The organism is Sabulicella glaciei, assembly GCF_026183895.1.
Classification (GTDB): Bacteria; Pseudomonadota; Alphaproteobacteria; order Acetobacterales; family Acetobacteraceae; genus Roseococcus; species Roseococcus glaciei.
The window spans coordinates 35,774-53,184 of record NZ_JAPFQI010000002.1 but is presented as its reverse complement, the minus strand read 5'-3'; the positions used below and the strand labels follow the sequence as shown (position 1 = coordinate 53,184).

At 71.1% G+C, this 17,411-nt stretch carries 16 protein-coding genes; 3 read left to right on the top strand and 13 right to left on the bottom strand.

Going from position 1 to position 17,411, the window contains the following annotated elements; genetic code table 11:
• Positions 1-38 precede the first annotated feature (38 nt).
• From OF850_RS05470 to zapE, 6 genes are all read right to left on the bottom strand, one after another.
• Positions 39-2,912: a 2-oxoglutarate dehydrogenase E1 component gene (locus OF850_RS05470; protein ID WP_301588916.1), complete on the bottom strand. Its 2,874-nt coding sequence runs from the start codon at positions 2,910-2,912 to the stop codon at positions 39-41.
• 200 nt (positions 2,913-3,112) lie between these two features.
• The gene (gene sucD, locus OF850_RS05465; RefSeq protein WP_301588915.1) at positions 3,113-4,009 is read right to left on the bottom strand and encodes a succinate--CoA ligase subunit alpha; all 897 of its coding nucleotides are present in this window, start codon (positions 4,007-4,009) and stop codon (positions 3,113-3,115) included.
• Positions 4,010-4,011: 2 nt separating this feature from the next.
• Positions 4,012-5,205 carry an ADP-forming succinate--CoA ligase subunit beta gene (gene sucC, locus OF850_RS05460; RefSeq protein ID WP_301588914.1) on the bottom strand — a complete coding sequence of 398 codons (1,194 nt, stop codon included), beginning with the start codon at positions 5,203-5,205 and terminating at the stop codon, positions 4,012-4,014.
• Positions 5,206-5,236: 31 nt separating this feature from the next.
• Complete coding sequence (mdh, locus tag OF850_RS05455; protein WP_301588913.1) at positions 5,237-6,190, bottom strand: malate dehydrogenase; 954 nt, start codon at positions 6,188-6,190, stop codon at positions 5,237-5,239.
• A 149-nt stretch (positions 6,191-6,339) separates the two neighbouring features.
• Positions 6,340-6,837, bottom strand: a complete 498-nt coding sequence (locus OF850_RS05450; protein ID WP_301588912.1) for a hypothetical protein — start codon at positions 6,835-6,837, stop codon at positions 6,340-6,342.
• Positions 6,838-6,942: 105 nt separating this feature from the next.
• Complete coding sequence (gene zapE / locus OF850_RS05445; RefSeq protein WP_301588911.1) at positions 6,943-8,115, bottom strand: cell division protein ZapE; 1,173 nt, start codon at positions 8,113-8,115, stop codon at positions 6,943-6,945.
• A 112-nt stretch (positions 8,116-8,227) separates the two neighbouring features.
• Here zapE and OF850_RS05440 point away from each other — a divergent pair, with 112 nt between their 5' ends.
• The 3 genes from OF850_RS05440 to OF850_RS05430 all read left to right on the top strand — a co-directional run bounded on the left by OF850_RS05440 (position 8,228) and on the right by OF850_RS05430 (position 10,125).
• On the top strand, positions 8,228-9,259 hold the full coding sequence (locus OF850_RS05440) for an aspartate-semialdehyde dehydrogenase (RefSeq protein ID WP_301588910.1): 1,032 nt from the start codon (positions 8,228-8,230) through the stop codon (positions 9,257-9,259).
• A gap of 314 nt (positions 9,260-9,573) precedes the next feature.
• On the top strand, positions 9,574-9,987 hold the full coding sequence (locus tag OF850_RS05435) for a hypothetical protein (protein WP_301588909.1): 414 nt from the start codon (positions 9,574-9,576) through the stop codon (positions 9,985-9,987).
• Between the two features lie 6 nt (positions 9,988-9,993).
• Entirely contained in the window at positions 9,994-10,125 is a 132-nt protein-coding gene (locus OF850_RS05430) for a hypothetical protein (protein ID WP_301588908.1), read from the top strand.
• Here OF850_RS05430 and OF850_RS05425 read toward each other — a convergent pair.
• The 7 genes from OF850_RS05425 to OF850_RS05395 are packed head-to-tail and all read right to left on the bottom strand — an operon-like array spanning position 10,106 to position 17,334.
• Complete coding sequence (locus OF850_RS05425; RefSeq protein WP_301588907.1) at positions 10,106-10,624, bottom strand: NADH-quinone oxidoreductase subunit B family protein; 519 nt, start codon at positions 10,622-10,624, stop codon at positions 10,106-10,108. The two genes, OF850_RS05430 and OF850_RS05425, sit on opposite strands and share 20 nt — an antisense overlap.
• Positions 10,624-10,995, bottom strand: coding sequence for a glyoxalase superfamily protein (locus OF850_RS05420; RefSeq protein ID WP_301588906.1), 372 nt, complete (start codon positions 10,993-10,995; stop codon positions 10,624-10,626). Before OF850_RS05420 ends, OF850_RS05425 begins: the two co-directional genes overlap by 1 nt.
• A complete protein-coding gene (locus tag OF850_RS05415; protein WP_301588905.1) occupies positions 10,983-12,377 on the bottom strand; it encodes a hydrogenase large subunit in 1,395 nt (464 codons plus the stop codon). The genes OF850_RS05420 and OF850_RS05415 overlap by 13 nt, the downstream gene beginning before the upstream one ends.
• Positions 12,374-13,789 carry a proton-conducting transporter transmembrane domain-containing protein gene (locus OF850_RS05410; protein WP_301588904.1) on the bottom strand — a complete coding sequence of 472 codons (1,416 nt, stop codon included), beginning with the start codon at positions 13,787-13,789 and terminating at the stop codon, positions 12,374-12,376. The genes OF850_RS05415 and OF850_RS05410 overlap by 4 nt, the downstream gene beginning before the upstream one ends.
• A gap of 1 nt (position 13,790) precedes the next feature.
• The gene (locus OF850_RS05405; RefSeq protein WP_301588903.1) at positions 13,791-14,450 is read right to left on the bottom strand and encodes a hydrogenase-4 component E; all 660 of its coding nucleotides are present in this window, start codon (positions 14,448-14,450) and stop codon (positions 13,791-13,793) included.
• Positions 14,450-15,412 (bottom strand): respiratory chain complex I subunit 1 family protein, encoded by a 963-nt coding sequence (locus OF850_RS05400; protein ID WP_301588902.1) that lies wholly within the window; start codon positions 15,410-15,412, stop codon positions 14,450-14,452. Before OF850_RS05400 ends, OF850_RS05405 begins: the two co-directional genes overlap by 1 nt.
• Positions 15,409-17,334, bottom strand: a complete 1,926-nt coding sequence (locus OF850_RS05395) for a proton-conducting transporter transmembrane domain-containing protein (protein ID WP_301588901.1) — start codon at positions 17,332-17,334, stop codon at positions 15,409-15,411. Before OF850_RS05395 ends, OF850_RS05400 begins: the two co-directional genes overlap by 4 nt.
• Between the last annotated feature and the right edge of the window lie 77 nt (positions 17,335-17,411).

The window sequence follows — 17,411 nt, the reverse complement described above, 5'->3', positions numbered from 1 at the left end:
GGGACGATTGGCCCCCGCCGCTGGAATTCACGGGGTGATTACAACCCCAGCGCCTGCTTCACCAGGGCATCCTGCTCCCCCTGGTGAACCTTGGCGAGGCCGGTGGCGGGGCTCGCCGCGGCCTCGCGCCCCAAATAGACCGGGCGCTGCGCCTTGCCGCCGAGTCCGACCAGCACCTTCTCGATCTTGCGGTCGAGGAAGTGCCAGGCGCCCATGTTCTCCGGCTCCTCCTGGCACCACACCACCTCGGCGTTGCGGTACGGGGCGAGCACGGGGGGCAGGCTTTTCACCGGGAAGGGGTAGAGCTGCTCCACCCGGATGATCGCGACGTCGTTCACGCCCTTGTCCCGCCGCTCCTGCAGCAGGTCGTAATAGACCTTGCCGGTGCAGAGCACGACGCGGCGCACCTGCGCCTCCGGCACCAGCGCGTCCACCTCGGGGATGACATGGCGGAAGGCGCTGCCCGGCCCGAACTCGGCGAGCGAGGACACGGCCAGCTTGTGGCGCAGCAGCGACTTCGGCGTCATCACCACCAGCGGCTTGCGGTAGTTCGCCTTCAGCTGGCGGCGCAGCGCGTGGAAGTAGTTGGCCGGGGTGGTGAAGTTGCAGACGCGCATGTTGCGCTCGGCGCAAAGCTGGAGGTAGCGCTCCAGCCGGGCGGAGGAGTGCTCCGGCCCCTGCCCCTCATAGCCGTGCGGCAGCAGCATCACGAGGCCGGACATGCGCAGCCACTTCGTTTCGGCGGAGGCGATGAACTGGTCGATGATGACCTGCGCGCCATTGGCGAAGTCGCCGAACTGCGCCTCCCACAGCACCAGCGTATTGGGATCGGCCAAGGAATAGCCGTAGTCGAAGCCCAGAACGCCGAACTCGGACAGGAGGGAGTTGAAAGCCTCGAACTTGGCCTGCCCCTCGCGGATCTGATTCATCGGCGTGTATTCGCGCTGCGTGCGCTGGTCCACCAGCACCGCATGGCGGTGGGAGAAGGTGCCGCGCTGCACGTCCTCGCCGGACAGGCGGACGCGGTGGCCCTCCAGCAGCAGCGTGCCGAAGGCCAGCGCCTCGCCGGTCGCCCAGTCGATGCCCTCGCCGCCCTCGATGGCCTGCTTCTTGGCCTCCATCTGCCGGGCGATCTTCGGGTTGACGTTGAAGTCCTCGGGCACCCGCGAAAGGGCGGCGCCGACCTCGCGCAGCGTGTCGAGCGGCAGGGCGGTGGCGTGGTCCAGTTCCCCTTCCCCGCCCTTGGGCTGCAGCCCGGCCCAGTGGCCTTCCAGCCAGTCGGCCTTGTTGGGCTTGAAGGCGTTGGCGGCCCCGAAGGCCTCCTCCAGCGTCGCGTTGAACGCGTCCTGGATGGCCTGCGCCTCCTCGGCCGGAATGCTGCCCTCGGTGGCCAGGCGTTCGGCGTAGAGGGTGCGCGTGGTCCGCATCTGGCGGATGCGGCTGTACATGTTGGGCTGGGTGAAGGCCGGCTCGTCGCTCTCGTTGTGGCCGTGGCGGCGGTAGCAGACGATGTCCAACACCACGTCGGCGCGGAAGCGCATCCGGAACTCGGCACAGAGCCGCGCGGCCCAGACCACCGCCTCAGGGTCGTCGCCGTTCACGTGGATGATGGGCGCCTGCACGGACTTGGCGATGTCGGTGCAGTACAGGCCGCTATAGGCGTGGACCGGGACGGTGGTGAAGCCGATCTGGTTGTTGGTGACGATGTGCACCGTCCCGCCCGTGCGGTAGCCGACGAGCTGCGACATGGCCATCGTCTCGTACACGACGCCCTGGCCCGCGAAGGCGGCGTCGCCGTGCAGCAGGATGGCCATGACCGTGGAGCGCTCGATGGTGTCGCCGGACATGTCCTGGCGCGCTCGCACCTTGCCCACCACCACCGGGTCCACCGCTTCGAGGTGGGAGGGGTTGGGCTGCAGGGACAGGTGCACCATCCGCCCGGCGATCTCGACGTCGGTCGAGGTGCCGAGGTGGTACTTCACGTCGCCCGAGCCCTGCACGTCGTCGGGCTTGAAGGAGCCGCCCTTGAACTCGGAGAAGACCTGCACGTAGGGCTTCTTCACCACGTTCACGAGCATGTTCAGCCGGCCGCGATGCGCCATGCCGATCGCGATCTCGCTCACGCCGAGCCCGGCCGTGGTCTCGATCACCGCCTGCACGGCGGGGATGGTGCTCTCGCCACCCTCCAGGCCGAAGCGCTTGGTGCCGACATACTTCTTGGCGCAGAAGGCCTCCCAGCCCTCGGCCTCGGTCAGCTCCTTCAGGATCTTGCGCTTGCTGTCCTTGTCGAAGGCGCCCGTCCAGGGCGCTCCTTCCAGCTTCTGCTGGATCCAGGATTTCTGGCCGGGATCCTGGATGTGCATGAACTCGGCGCCGATCGGGCCGCAATAGGTGGCGCGCAGCCGCTCCATGATCTCGCGCACCGTGGCCGTTTCCAGCCCGAGCACGTTGTCGATGAAGACGCGGCGGTCGAGGTCGCCTTCCTCGAAGCCCCAGAAGGCGGGGGAAAGCTCCGGGTGCGGGGCGGGCTGCTGCAGTCCCAGCGGATCGAGCTGTGCCTCCAGGTGGCCACGCACGCGGTAGGAGCGGATCAGCATGAGGGCACGGAGGGAATCCAGCGCCGCCTTGCGCACCGCCTCGGGGTCCGTGGCGCGGGCCTCGCCGGGCTTGGCGCCCTTGGGGGCGGGCCTCGCTTCCTCGGCGGGCGCGAAGCCGCCGCGGGGCCGCGGCGCCCAGGAAGCGCCCATCGCGTCCGTCAGCACGGCGCGGGCATCGTCGTTCAGCGCGGCGAAGAGTTCCGCGAAGGAAGGGTCCACGCTGTCAGGCTTCTCGACCCACCGCGCATAGGTGTCGGCGAGATAGGCGGCATTCGCCCCGTTCATCGCGCTCGCGAGGATGTCCACACCGGCCATTCTTGTCCTCCCGGTCCGCGTTTCGGCGGCCGGTCCTTCTTCATGCAGCATGCTTCGCCGCAGGACGGAGCCTGCGGCGGGGTCGCTTAACATAGGGATGATGGCGGTGGCGAGGCATCCCCCCTCCCGCATGGGAGAGGGGGAAAAATGGCCGTGCTGCGCCGCAAAATCGCGTTGCGGCGCCGTTCAGAAGGCCTGGATCAACCCTTCAGCGCCCGCACCATGGTCGAGCCGAGGCTCGCCGGGCTGTCGGCGACGTGGATGCCGGCGGACCTCATCGCCTCCATCTTCGCCTCCGCCGTGTCCTTGCCACCCGAGATCACGGCACCGGCATGGCCCATGCGGCGGCCCGGGGGGGCGGTGGCGCCGGCGATGAAGCCGACCACTGGCTTATTCGGCTTGCCGGGACCGAAATTCTCCCGGGCCAGGAACTCGGCCGCGAGGATCTCGGACTGCCCGCCGATCTCGCCGATCATGATCAGCGACTTCGTCTCGTCGTCCCGAAGGAACAGCTCCAGCACGTCCACGAAGTCCATGCCCTTCACCGGGTCGCCGCCGATGCCGACGCAGGAGGATTGGCCAAGCCCGGCCGCCGTGGTCTGAGCCACCGCCTCGTAGGTCAGCGTGCCCGAGCGGGACACGATGCCGACCGAGCCGCGGCGGTGGATATGGCCGGGCATGATGCCGATCTTGCACGCCTCGGGCGTGATGACGCCGGGGCAGTTCGGGCCCACCAGGATGGACTTGGAGCCCCCCAGCGCGCGCTTCACCCGCACCATGTCGAGCACGGGAATGCCCTCGGTGATGCAGATGATCAGCGGCACCTCGGCGTCGATCGCCTCCATGATGCTGTCGGCGGCGAAGGCGGCGGGGACGTAGATCACGGAGGCATCGGCGCCGGTCTTTTCCCGGCATTCGGCCACCGTGTTGAAAACGGGCAGGTTCAGCGTGGGGTGCATGGTGCCCCCCTTGCCCGGCGTCACGCCGCCCACGTAGTTCGAGCCGTAGGCAATGCCCTGGCTGGCGTGGAAGGTGCCCTGGGCCCCGGTGAAGCCCTGGGTCATGACCTTCGTGTTCTTGTCGACGAGGATGGCCATGGTCAGGCGCCCTTCACCGCCGCGACCGCCTTCTGGGCGGCGTCGGCCAGGTTGTCCGCGGGGATGATCTTCAGCCCGCTCTCGGCCAGGATCTTCTTGCCGAGCTCCACGTTCGTGCCTTCCAGTCGGACCACGAGGGGGACCTTGAGGTCCAGGTTCTTGGAGGCAGCGACGATGCCCTCGGCGATCATGTCGCACTTGGCGATGCCGCCGAAGATGTTGACCAGGATGCCCTTCACGTTGGCGTCGCTGGTGATGATGCGGAACGCCTCCGTCACCCGCGCCGCGTCCGCCGTGCCGCCCACGTCCAGGAAGTTCGCCGGCGAGGAGCCGTAGAGCTTGATGATGTCCATGGTCGCCATGGCGAGGCCGGCGCCGTTCACCATGCAGCCGATCTCGCCGTCCAGCGCCACGTAGTTCAGCTCGTGCGTGACGGCGTCCAGCTCCTTCGGGTCCATCTCGCTGTCGTCGCGCAGCGCCTCGAGGTCCTTGTGGCGGAACAGCGCGTTGTCGTCGAAGGACACCTTGGCGTCGAGCGCCACCACCTCGCCGGCCTTGGTGACCACCAGCGGGTTCACCTCGACGATGGCGCAGTCCAGCTCGACATAGGCACGGTACATCGCCTCGACGAACTTCACGAAGGAGTTGACCTGCTTGCCCTCGAGGCCGAGGGCGAAGGCCAGCTTGCGGCCGTGCCAGCCGCTGAACCCCGTCGCCGGGTCCACATGGACCTTGAGGATCTTCTCCGGCTGGTGCTCGGCGACCTCCTCGATCTCCATGCCGCCCTCGGTGGAGGCCATGATGACGATGCGCGAGGTTTCGCGGTCCAGCAGCAGCGAAAGGTAGAGCTCGCGCGCGATGTCGCAGCCCGCCTCGACATAGACGCGGGAGACGAGCTTGCCCTCGGGCCCGGTCTGCTTGGTGACCAGCGTGTGGCCGATCATCGCCTCGGCGGCCGCGCGGGCCTCCTCGGGCGACTTGGCGAGGCGGACGCCGCCCTTGCCGTTCGGGTCGTCGGTGAAGCGGCCGGCGCCGCGGCCGCCCGCGTGGATCTGCGACTTCACCACGTAGATCGGGCCGGGCAGCTTGCGCGCGGCGGCCTCGGCCTCCTCGGCCGTCCACGCGACATGGCCGTCCAGCACCGCCACGCCGTAGCGGCGCAGCAGTTCCTTGCCCTGGTACTCATGGATGTTCATGGCTGGTTTCCTGCTGCGTCTCGGGGTGGGATCAGACGCCGAGCTTCTTGAAGTCCTCGACCAGCTTCTTCACCGCGTCGCAGGACTTGTCGAAGGCCGCCTTCTCCTCCGGCGTGAACTGAACCTCGACGATGCGCTCGACGCCGCCCTCGCCGATCACCACAGGCACGCCGACGTAGAAGTCCTTCAGCCCGTACTCGCCGTTCAGCATGACGGCGCAGGGCAGGACGCGCTTCTTGTCCTTCAGGTAGGCCTCGGCCATCTGCACCGCCGACGCGGCCGGGGCGTAGAAGGCGGAGCCCTTCTCCAGCAGCTTCACGATCTCGCCGCCGCCATTGGCGGTGCGGTGGACGATCGCGTCGATCTTCTCCTGCGTGGTCCAGCCCATCTTCACCAGATCAGGCACCGGGATGCCGGCGACGGTGGAGTAGCGGGTCAGCGGTACCATCGTGTCGCCATGGCCGCCGAGCACGAAGGCGGTCACGTCCTCGACCGAAACGTTGAACTCCTGCGCCAGGAACAGGCGGAAGCGCGCGGAGTCGAGCACGCCGGCCATGCCGACCACCTTGTGCGCGGGCAGGCCCGACTTCTGCTGCAGCGCCCAGACCATGACGTCGAGCGGATTGGTGATGCAGATCACGAACGCGTCGGGGGCATACTGCTTGATGCCCTCGGCCACCTGGCCCATCACGCCGGCATTCTTGGTGAGCAGGTCGTCACGGCTCATGCCCGGCATGCGGGGGAAGCCAGCGGTGACGATGATGACGTCCGCGCCCGCGATGGCGCTGTAGTCGCTGCCGCCGGACATGGCGCTGTCGAAGCCGTCCACCGGGCCGGACTGCATGATGTCGAGCGCCTTGCCCGCCGCCACACCGCCGAACACGTCGAACAGGACGACGTCGCCCAGCTCCTTCAGGCCGATCAGGTGGGCGAGGGTGCCGCCGATGTTGCCGGCGCCGATGAGGGCGATCTTCTTGCGGGCCATTGCGCGTCCTTCGCTGGTGGCTTTGCCGAAATGCGCGGCATCCGTAGCCCCACCCGGCCATTCGGGCAAGGCGGGCACCCCGCCCGCCCCGGACATGAAAAAGGGGCGCCGAGGCGCCCCTTTCGCGAACCCGCGGTCCCGTCCGCCCCTCAGAGCGGGACGCAGCGGATCACGTCGGTGTGGCCCAGCGCCATGGTGGCCATGGTGCCATCCGGGCAGGAAGTCTGCGCCATGGTCATGGGCGGAAGGTCGCTGCCCCAGCGGAAGGACACGTTGCGCGGCTGCGCGGCGGCGGCCGGGGCGCAGACGCGGCGCCCGCCACGCATGGTGCAGGTTGCCATGGCGGACTGGCGCAGGCCCTGCGACGCGGCGGTCTGGTGGCGGCTATACGGCACCGGCGCCGTGCTGCGGCCACGCTGCGCGACCTGCATGCGGCTGTTGGTCGTGGCGGCCTGGCGCGCCGTGGCGCGGCCGTTGCGGGCCGGGGCCTGACGCGACGCCTGCTGCCGCGCGGACGACGCCGCAGGGCCCGCAGCGGCGCGGGCCGGGGCGGCGGAACGGGAAGCGTTGCGCACGGGAGCAGCCACTGGCCGGCTTGGTTTCTGGGACTGCACCGTGCCGCGCGCGTCCCCACGCGCCTCGGCCATCGATGGAATCCCCGCAAGCAGGCATAGGCCGACAAGGCCCCCGAAGAGCATCCGCATGAAACCCCCTTTTCCCCAGTCTCTTTCCCGTGTTGCGGCTTATTTCAATCAGGGCAGGTGAGGCAACCCCAAATAGTCCTGACTCTGCATTTCCATGAGACGTGATGCAGTACGCTCGAACATCGCCGCATTTTCGCCACGTTCGTAGAGCCGGTCCGGCTCGGCTTCCGCACTCGCAACGAGCTTGCAGCGATGCTCGTAGAGCGCGTCCACCAGCGTGATGAAGCGTCGCGCCTTGTCGAAATTCTCCGGGCCCAGGCGCGGGATTCCATCCAGCACCAGCGTGTGGAAATGCGTCGCGATGGCGAGGTAGTCGGCGGGGCCGAGAAAGGCGCCGCACGCCGCGTCGAAATCCATGCGCGCCACGCCGCGCGACGCCTGCGGCACCTCCACCGCGCGCCCCAGCACGGTGAGCGTGCAGGGCGTGCCGTGCGGCGTCCCCGCAAGTTCGGCAAAGGCCGCATCCAGCGCGCGCTCGGCCCGCGCATCGGCGGGGAAGTGCCAGGTGGGAAGGCCCCGGATGCGCTCGCGTCGGTAATCCCCCTGCGCTTCCAGATGCAGCACCTCCACGTGCTGCTTGATCAGCGCGATGAAGGGCAGGAAGGCGTCGCGCCCGGGCTTGCCCTTGAACAGGTCGTCGGGCGCGGTGTTGCTGGTCGCGACCACGACGACCCCGCGCGCGAAGAGCGCCTCGAACAAGCGCCCCAGGATCATCGCGTCGGTGATGTCGTGCACCTGGAACTCGTCGAAGCACAGCAGCGCCGCCTCGGCCGTGACCACATCCGCGAGCGGCGGGATCGGATCGTCGCTGCCCGGGTTCTCCTTCTTCCAGCGATGGATGCGCTGGTGCGCCTGCTGCATGAAGGCGTGAAAGTGGATGCGCTTCTTGCGCGGCACCTCCGCCGTCTCGAAGAACAGGTCCATCAGCATGGACTTGCCGCGCCCCACTGCGCCGACGAGGTAGAGCCCTTCCGGCATGTCCTCGGGCGGCGCGAGGTCGCCCGAGCCGCGCTTGCCGAAGAGCCGCCCCAGCAGCCCCGTGGGCTTCGGCGCGGGAGCGGCGGGGCTGGGGTCGTAGCCGCGCAGGGTCTTCCACAAGCCCTGCAGCCGCTCCGCCGCCTGGGCCTGGGCCGGATCGGGGCGCAGCGCCCCGGCGGCGACGCGGGCGCGGTAAAGGGCGAGCGGACCGGCGGGGCGGGCCTCGGGCGGGGCAGAATCCATGCGCACCGGGGGATAGACCCGGCGGCCCCGCGGCTCAACCGGGCGGATTGCTGGACGTGCCGGGGCGGGGGGCGTAAAGGAGGCGCCCTCTTGTCAAGTGGAGCTTTGGGTCATGGGCTACAGGGTCGCGGTCGTCGGCGCCACCGGTGCGGTGGGGCGCGAGATGCTGAAGACGCTGTCCGAGCGCAACTTCCCCGCCAGCGAGGTCGTCGCGCTGGCCAGCGGGCGTTCGGCTGGTCAGCAGGTCTCCTTCGGCGAGAAGCAGATCCTGACGGTGAAAAACCTGGAGACCTTCGACTTCACGGGCACGGATATCGGCCTGTTCTCGCCGGGCGCCTCCGTCTCGGCGGTGCATGCGCCGCGCGCCGCCGCCCAGGGCTGCGTGGTGATCGACAACACCAGCCAGTTCCGGATGGAGCCGGACGTGCCGCTGGTGGTGCCGGAGGTGAACCCGCAGGCCATCGCTGGCTTCCGCAAGCGCGGCATCATCGCCAACCCCAACTGCTCGACCATTCAGATGGTGGTGGCGCTGAAGCCGCTGCATGCCATCAGCCGCATCAAGCGCGTGGTCGTCGCCACCTACCAGAGCGTCTCCGGCGCGGGGAAGGAGGCGATGGACGAGCTGTTCAACCAAACCAAGGGCTCCTTCGTCCACGACCAGCCGGTGGTCGAGCAGTTCACCAAGCCCATCGCCTTCAACTGCATCCCGCACATCGACAAGTTCATGGAGGACGGGTTCACGAAGGAGGAGTGGAAGATGGCGGTGGAGACGAGGAAGATCCTCGATCCCGACATCGCCGTGGTCGCCACCGCCGTGCGTGTGCCCGTCTTCGTCGGCCATTCCGAAGCGGTCCACGTGGAGTTCGAGGGGCCGATCACCGTCGCCCAGGCGCGCGACGCCTTGCGCGACGCACCCGGCCTCCAGCTCGTGGACCGGCGCGAGGATGGTGGCTACGTCACTCAGCTCGACGCGGCGGGCGAGGATGCGGTGTTCGTGTCGCGGCTGCGCAAGGACCCGACCGTGCCGCACGGCCTCGCCTTCTGGTGCGTGGGCGACAACCTCCGCAAGGGCGCGGCGCTGAACGCCGTGCAGATCGCGGAGGAACTGGTGCGCCAAGGCCTGCTGCAGAAGCAGGCGGCCTGATTTCCCGCCCCGCGGCGCCCTGCCGCGGGGCCTTTCCATGCTGTGAGCGTGTTATGCGGGCCACGCCGTGGGACGAAGTTCCTGTTTTGCTGGACTCATAGAACGAATTAGGAACATTTGGGGCGGCTGAACCGGAGACCGCCCTTGCCCCTCGCTTCCACTACCCCCTCCTCGACTTTCTCGCCCTCCTGTTCGCCACCTGGCAGGCCGGTGCCCTGGCTGCGCCGGCCGCTTTCGCGGCCCTGCTGATCTTCTGCGTGGGGCTGGGCTTCGCCGCCTTTCTGTGATGGCTCGCCGCGCGCCCCTTCGCCCTGTTGCGCGACCCAGCGACGACGCCGGAGCAGGTGGCAGCGCTGCGCGACCTGCCCATGGCGCTGCCGGAAGGGACGGTGCGCGCCGTGCTCGCCCTGGTGGCGGGCATCGTTGGGCTGCCGCTCCTGCTGTTCTCGCAGGCGCTGGCGCTGAACGAGGCCGTGGCCGGCTACGCGAACGGCATCATCGCGGGGGTGTTCGGCTATTACTTCGGCGCCCGCTCCACCGCGCCCGACGCCCAAGCCGCGCGCCGCGCGCAGGAAGCCCTCGCGGTGGAGCAGGCGCGCAGCGCCGAGCTGTGCGAGGCCGCGGAAGCGCCCGACCGCCTGAGCGAGACGCTGGCGACGCTGGAAGCCCAGGCGCGGGTCGCGCGCCCGTCCCGGGCAGGCAGCCTGCGCGCGGCGGAAAATCCCTAGGACCTGGTGCAGACGCGACGAGGCGACGGTACCTTCCACGCCGATGCCTTCTGCGCCTTCCTGGGCGACGCGCTGGCGGTGCTGCGCGACGCCCCGCCCGAAGCGGAGACGCCGAGCCTCAGCGCCCTGCTTCGATGAGGGCGAGCAGCCCCTCCAGGATCTGCGACGGGGTGGGCGGGCAGCCGGGGATCAGGAGGTCCACCGGCACCGCCTGGGCCACCCCGCCCTCCACGGCGTAGGAGCCCTTGAACACGCCGCCATCCGCCGCGCAGTCGCCGATCGCCACCACCCAGCACGGCTCGGGGGTGGCGGCGCGGGTGCGCTCCAGCGCCACGCGGAGGTTGCGCGTCAGCGGGCCGGTGACGAGCAAGACGTCGGCATGGCGCGGGCTGGCGACGAAGCGCAGCCCCAGCCGCTCCAGGTCGTGCACCACGTTCTCCGTCGCGTTCAGCTCCAGCTCGCAGCCGTTGCAGGAGCCGGAATCCACGTGGCGCAAGGAGAGCGAACGGCCGAGGCGGCGCTGGGCGGCGGCGTCCATGCGGGCGCGCAGCGCCTCCACGATCTCCGGGGAAGGGTGTGGCGCCGGGTCGGTGACAGGGCGCGAGAGGAGGTTCCTCGCCAGGCGGGGCCAGAGCATCACGCCTCCTTTGGCGAGAAGAAATGCAGGCGGTTGCCGAAGGGGTCCGTCACGCGCATGGCGCGCTCGCCCCAAGGCATCTCCTCCACGGAAGGACGCGCCCAGGAACGGGGCGCCAGCGCGGCGTGGAGCGCATCCACGTCGTCGCAATGCAGGCGCAGCGCGCTGCCCGGCGTGGCGTCGCCGTGGTGCATGGACAGGTGCAGCGTGACGCCGTCGCGCGAGACCTGGGCATAGAGCGGCAAGTCCGGCTCGAAGCGGTGCTCCCAGTCCCAGCGGAAGCCGAGCCAGTCCCCATAGAACTGGCGCGCCAGTCCAGCGTCGAAGACCCGCAGGATGGGCACGAGGCCGCGCAGCGTCACAGGTCGCACCCCGAGTAGGAGCCGTTGAAGCTTTTGTTGATCAGCGGGAAATCGGCGACGATGTTGCCGATGACGGCGGCTTCCAGCAGCGGCCAGTGCAGCCAGGACGGGTCGCGCAGGAAGCTGGCCTCGATCAGCCCGCCATCGTCCAGGCGCAGCCAGGCGAGGCATTCGCCGCGGAAGCCCTCGGCCAGCGCCACCGCCTCGCCGCCGCGCTGCGGCAGGGGGGCGGTGGCGGGGCCGGATGGCAGGGCGGAAAGGATGACGTCCAGCAGGGCCAGGGAATGCAGCGCCTCGTCATGGCGCTGGCGCCAGCGCGCGTCCACGTCGCCCCCCGCGCGCACCGGCACGGTGATCGGCCCATCCAGCAGCCGCGCGTCGAAGGGGCGGCCAGCGGAGCGCCCAACCACGCCACCTGGCGCAAAGGAAGCGACCAGTGCGGGCGGGATGATGCCCGTGCCCATCATCCGGTCCTGCAGGGAGGCATGTCCCTCGTAGATCGCCAGCAGACCCGGCAATTCGCGCCCGATCTCCGCCAGCACGGCGCGCAGCCGGGCGAGCGAGACATCCTCCGGGTCCAGGGCGACGCCGCCCGGGATCACGCGGTCCATCATCAGCCGGTGGCCGAAGCATTGCGCCAGCACGCGCAGCAGCGCCTCGCGCAGCAGGCCGAACTGGGCGCTGAGCGGGGCGAAGGCGGCGTCCTTCGCCAGGAAGCCCATGTCGTTCAGGTGGTTGTGCAGCCGCTCCAGCTCCAGCATCACGGCACGCAGCGCCGCGGCGCGGGGCGGCAGCTCGGCGCCGGTCGCGGCCTCGGCCGCGCGGGCGAAGGCGATGGAGTGGGCGACGGTGGTGTCGCCGGACAGGCGGGCGGCGAAGCGCATGGCGGCGCGGGGCGACTTGCCGAGCATCAGCGCCAGCACGCCCTTGTGCTTGTAGCCCAGCCGCGCCTCCAGCCGCACGATCGTCTCGCCCTGCACGTGGAAGCGGAAATGCCCGGCCTCGATCACCCCGGCATGGATGGGGCCGACCGGGATGCGGTGGATGCCCTCCCCTTCCACCGGAAGGAACTCCGGCAATTCCTGCAAGGGCGAGTGACGCGCGGCGCTGCCCGAGAGCGGCGCCCGGATGTGCCAAAGGCCGTGATCCAGCCAGGGACGCAGGTCGGCGGCGCCTTCCGCCTCCAACCCCCACAGGTCGCGGATGGAACGCTCGAACCAGGCGGCGGCGGGGAAGCGCCGCGACAGGGCGGGGTAGCGTCCCGCTTCCGCCGGAAGCGTGGCCCTGACCACCGCAGGCCCGGCAACATCCAGGAAGGCGGCGTGGACGCGGTCCGGCTCGGCCCAGAGGGCGAGGAGATCGTGCCCGTCGAAGCGCGGCCAGTCTCTCATCCCAGCAGCCTCGCCGCGTCGCGGAACAGGGCGGCGAGCGGCTCCGGCAGGGCGAGGCCCAGCACGGCCGCGAGCAGCAGATGCGCCCAGAGCGGCAGCAGCGTCACCACCCCCGCCGCCGGTGCCGGATGGGCCGGGCCGAAGCACAGGCGCTGCATGGCGGCGAGGATCGCCAGCCCCGCCACCAGCAGCCCGACCAGCAAGGGCAGCAGGAGCCAGGGCGCCTCGCGCCCCGCCGTCGCCGCCATCAGCAACTCGGAGGCGAAGAGCGCGAAGGGCGGCAGCCCGGCGAGCCCGGCCATGGCGAAGACCAGCCCCCAGCCCAGCGCGGGGTGCGAGCGGGCGAGGCCCGAGATGTCGGCGATGGCCTGGCTCCCGCGCAGCTGCGCCGCGCGTCCCAGCGCGAAGAAGGCAGCGGATTTCAGCAGCGAATGGCCGCAGAGATGCACCATCCCTGCCATGTGCCCCGCCGGCCCGCCCAGGCCGAAGGCGAAGGCCGACAGCCCCATGTGCTCGACCGAGGACCAGCCAAGCAGCCGCTTCGTGTCGCGCCGCCGCCACAGCGACAGCGAGGCGAGCAGCAGCGAGGCCAGCCCGGCCGCGACGAGGAACGGCCCCGGGGCGATGGCCGCATCATTCGCGTTGACGATGGCCAGCCCGCGCAGGATGCCGAGCATGGCGCAGTTCAGCAGCAGCCCGGACAGCACGGCGGCGATGGGGGTCGGCCCCTCGGCATGGGCGTCGGGCAGCCAGGAATGCAGCGGCACCAGCCCCGCCTTGGTGCCGAATCCCACCAGCAGGAACAGGAAGGCGAGGTTGAGCAGACCCGCCTCGGCACGCGGCGCGGCGGCGAGGATGGCGGCGAAGGACAAGCGCCGCGCCTCCTCCACCAGGGGCTGCGCCGCCATGGCCAGCAGGATGACGCCGAACAGCGCCAGCGCGATGCCGATGCCGCAGAGGATGAAGAACTTCCACGCCGCCTCCATCGCCGCAGGAGTGCGGCGCATCCCGACCACGAGGATGCAGAGCAAGGTCGCCGCCTCGATCGCCACCCACATCAGGCCGAGATTATCGGCCAGCAGGGCCAGCATCTGCGCGGCGACGAAACCCTGGAAGCAGGCGTGGTAGAGGCGGGTGGCGCCGGTGTCGAAGCCCTCGGCGCGGATGTCGCCGAAGGAGAAGATGGCGGTGGACAGGCCGACCAGCGCCGCCACCAGCACCAGCGGCCGGTTCAGCGCATCCGCCGCCAGCCACGCGCCTTCCGGCGCCGGCCCGGTCAGGAGCAGCCCCACGGCCAGCAGCAGCGTCAGCGCCGCCGCCGCGACGTTCAGTGCTGCCGCACGCGCCGGCCAGGCGGCGAGCAGCGCCGCGGCGGCCAGGGGCATCAGGACGAGGGCCAGGGGCAGCGTCACCTCAGCGCCCCCGGTGCGGGTCGAGCAGGGCGGTGTCGAGGCTGCCCCAGCGCCCGTGGATCTGCCGCGCCAGCACCCCGGCCAGCAGCGCGATCACCAGCACGAGGCCGGCGGTCGAGATCTCCACGACGAAGGGCATGCCCGCGACGCCCGTAGCGGCGAGGACGAGGCCGTTTTCCAGCGTCATCAGCCCCGCCACCTGCGCCAGCGCCAGCCGCCGCGTCGCCATGATGACGAGGCCGATCAGCAGCAGCGACAGCGCGACGGCGAGGTCCTCGCGCAGCATGGCGCGGGCGCCCGCGGTGACGGGCAGCGCCACCAGCAGCGACAGCCCGACCAGGGCGAGGCCGAGCAGCAGCGACAGCGCGACCGGTGCGTCCTCCACCCGCGCCTCGGGCGGCCATTGCCGCAGGAGGCGGCGCAGCACGAGCGGGATCGCCACGCCCTTGGCCGCGAGGGCGATCAGCCCCGTCAGGTAGAGCGAGGGTGCGCCCTGCACGTGGCCCTGCCACAGCGCGGCCAGGCCGAGCAGCACGCCCTGCGCCGCCAGCGCCGTGACCAGCGCCTGGAGGCGGCGCTGGTAGAGCATCACGAAGGAGCACAGCAGCATCGCCCCGCCCAGCAGGTGCGCGACGTCGTAGGGAAGCTGGCCGAACCCCATTAGGCGAGCCCCGTCGAGACGAAGAGCAGCGCGGCGGCCAGCAGCGCGAGCAGCAGCGCGCCGCCCAGGAATTCCGGCACGCGGAAGACGCGCATCTTGCTGATGGCGCTCTCGAAGGCCGCCAGCGCCAGGGCGAGCAGCCCCAGCTTGCCCAGCCACAGCGCCAGCCCCTTGAGCCACAGCAGCGGCCCCGCCCCGGCGGGCGCCATGCCGAAGGGCGCGAAGACCGCCAGCAGCAGGGAGAACCAGAGCAGCAGCTTCAGCGCCGCCTGCATCTCCCACAGGGCGAGGTGACGGCCGGAGGCTTCCAGGATCATCGCCTCGTGCACCATGGTCAGCTCCAGGTGGGTGGCGGGATTGTCCACCGGGATGCGCGCATTCTCCGCCAGGGCGACGGCGACCAGCGCCAGCGCGGCGAAAAGGAGGGAGACGCGTAGCCCCACCTGCCCGTCGCGGAAGATCGCGGCGATGCCGTCCAGGGAGGTGGTCCCGGCCAGTACGGCGAAGGACAGGATGCACAGCAGCAGCGCCGGCTCGGCAAAGGCGGCGAAGGCCAGTTCGCGCGAGGCGCCCATGCCGCCGAAGCCGTTGCCCGCGTCGAACCCCGCCAGCGCCAGGGCGGCGCGCCCCACCGCCACCAACCCCGCGATCAGCACGAGGTCCGACAAGGCGGACAGCGCCATCCCGCCCGCGAAGGAAGGCACCAGCAGAACCGCCAGCAGCGTCGCCGCCAGGGCCATGTAGGGCGCCGCGCGCGAAACCGGCGAGGCGTGGAAGGCGAGGATCGGCCGCTTCCGCAGCAGGCGCACGAGGTCGCGCCAGGGCTGGATGGGCGAGGCCCCGCGTCGTCCCATCATCCGCGCCTTGAGCCATCGCACCAGCCCGACCAGCAGCGGCGCCAGGGCCAGGGTCAGCGCCGCGTGCAGCAGCAGCGACAGGAAGCCGCCGATCGCCGCCATCATCGCAGGCGCTCCAGCACCGCCAGCAGGGCCAGCAGCGCCACCAGCGTCAGCAGGGAAAGGGCGACGAAGCCGCGCAGGGAAAGGTCGCGCAGCCTTTCCGCCTCGCGCGCCAGGAAGCGGCGCAGCCGGGTCAAGGGCTGCACGAGCGCCGGGAAGGCCCGGTCGCGCAGGCGGAGGCGCAGCCGTGCCGGCCAGGGGCTGCCGGGAATGGCGGCGTCGTGGCGTTCGGCGACCGCCATGGGGATGCCGCCCAGCATCCGGCGCAGGGGCTGCGCGGCCCCGGCGGCGCTGGGCTGGGTCAGCACGTCGCCGAAAGGCAGGTGCGCCGGGGCCGGGCCGAAGCCGCAATCCCAGGCCGGGCCGAGGACAGGCGGCTCGGGTGACAGGCGGCGCGTGCCGAAATAGCCCAGGGCCAGCAGCAACCCGAGCAGCAGGATCACCGCGACGGGGCTGAACAGCGCCGCCCCGTCGGGCAGGAGCAAGGCGAGGCCGGAGGCAGGCGGCTGCGCCACCGGCCCCAGCACCCGCCGCACCGCCCCGCCTGCCAGGGAAAGCGCCGGGCCGGGCAGCACGGAAAGCAGCAGCAGGAAGCCGCCGGGCAGAAGAAGGGAAAGGCGCAGCAGCCCCGTCGCCTCGCCCGCCCCGGCGGCGCGCGGGGTGCGCGGCCGGCCGAGGAACACCGTCCCGGCGAGGCGCAGCATGGCGGCCGCCGCCAGGGCCGTGGCCATGCCGGCGGCGGCCAGCGCCGCGGCGCCGAGCAGCTGGAACGACATCTCGGCGAGGCGCCAGGATTGCAGCAGCGACTGCAGCAGCAGCCATTCGGAGGAGAAGCCGGCCAGGGGCGGCAGCGCGGCGGCGGAGGCGGCGGCGAGGCCCATCAGCCCCGCAACCCAGGGCATGCGATGGACCAGCCCACCCAGCCGGTCCGGGTCGCGCGTGCCGGCCAGCGCGACCACCGCGCCGGCACCGAGGAAGAGCAGCGTCTTGAAGCAGGCATGAACCAGCGCGTGCAGCAGCAGCGCCGACAGCGCCAAGGCGGCGAGCGGCCGGAGGTCGCTGCCGCGGAACATCAGGGCGAGGCCGAGGGCGATGGCGAGCAACCCGACATTCTCCAGCGTCGAGCAGGCCAGCACCGCCTTCATGTCGGTTTCCAGATTGGCGCGGATCGCCCCCCACAGCGCGGAGACCGCGCCCAGCGCCAGAAAGGGCACGCCCCACCAGGCGGGCTGCGCCGGCCCGGCGAGGTCCATGACCACGCGCAGCAGGACATAGAGCGCCACCTTCACCATCGCGGCCGACAGGAGCGCGGAGAGCGCCGTGGGTGCCGCCGGGTGCGCGACGGGCAGCCAGGGATGCAACGGGACCAGCCCCGCCTTGCTGCCCGCCCCCAGCAGGACGAGCGCCAGCAGCAGCGTGGCGCGCAGCCCCTCGGGCGGGGCAGCGCGGATCGCGTCGAAGCCGAAGCCCGAGGGGGCGAGCGCCGCCACCGCGCCCAGCAGCGCCACGCCTGAGACGGTCGCGAAGCCGAGATAAAGCCGCGCCGCCCGACGCTGCCCCCTGGCGGCGATGATCCCCCAGGACAGCAGCGACATCGCCTCGAAGCCCAGGAGCAGGGTCACCGTGTCCGCCGCCAGCAGCACCAGCGCCATGGCGAGCAGGAAAGGAGGCAGCAGCAGCGCCTGGGCGCGGGACAGGCCGGAGGCGACGGCGAAGAGCGCGGCGGGCAGCCCGGCCGCGCCGAGGATGAGCAGGAACCAAGCGGAAAGCGGGTCCAGCGCCAGGGAAAGCGCGCCCCAGGGTGGGCCGAAGGGCAGCGCCACCGGACCGAAGCCGCCCACGGCCAGCGCCCAGGCCGCCACGAGCAGCCCCAGCGCCGCCAGCGCGGCCGAGGCGAGCGCCGCCCCCATCCCCATCCCGACCATGGGAGGAGCCTACCGGGGCCAGGGCCGCAGGGCGAGAGGGCCGCTGGCCTTCCCCGTCACACGGCGTTAAAGATCGT

Coding starts and splice junctions, on each gene's coding strand:
- sucD (WP_301588915.1), bottom strand. CDS start 4,009: ATGGCCATCCTCGTCGACAAGAACACGAAGGTCATGACCCAGGGCTTC.
- OF850_RS05470 (WP_301588916.1), bottom strand. CDS start 2,912: ATGGCCGGTGTGGACATCCTCGCGAGCGCGATGAACGGGGCGAATGCC.
- OF850_RS05450 (WP_301588912.1), bottom strand. CDS start 6,837: ATGGCCGAGGCGCGTGGGGACGCGCGCGGCACGGTGCAGTCCCAGAAA.
- OF850_RS05395 (WP_301588901.1), bottom strand. CDS start 17,334: ATGGTCGGGATGGGGATGGGGGCGGCGCTCGCCTCGGCCGCGCTGGCG.
- OF850_RS05405 (WP_301588903.1), bottom strand. CDS start 14,450: ATGGGGTTCGGCCAGCTTCCCTACGACGTCGCGCACCTGCTGGGCGGG.
- OF850_RS05400 (WP_301588902.1), bottom strand. CDS start 15,412: ATGATGGCGGCGATCGGCGGCTTCCTGTCGCTGCTGCTGCACGCGGCG.
- zapE (WP_301588911.1), bottom strand. CDS start 8,115: ATGGATTCTGCCCCGCCCGAGGCCCGCCCCGCCGGTCCGCTCGCCCTT.
- OF850_RS05415 (WP_301588905.1), bottom strand. CDS start 12,377: ATGAGAGACTGGCCGCGCTTCGACGGGCACGATCTCCTCGCCCTCTGG.
- OF850_RS05425 (WP_301588907.1), bottom strand. CDS start 10,624: ATGCTCTGGCCCCGCCTGGCGAGGAACCTCCTCTCGCGCCCTGTCACC.
- OF850_RS05440 (WP_301588910.1), top strand. CDS start 8,228: ATGGGCTACAGGGTCGCGGTCGTCGGCGCCACCGGTGCGGTGGGGCGC.
- sucC (WP_301588914.1), bottom strand. CDS start 5,205: ATGAACATCCATGAGTACCAGGGCAAGGAACTGCTGCGCCGCTACGGC.
- mdh (WP_301588913.1), bottom strand. CDS start 6,190: ATGGCCCGCAAGAAGATCGCCCTCATCGGCGCCGGCAACATCGGCGGC.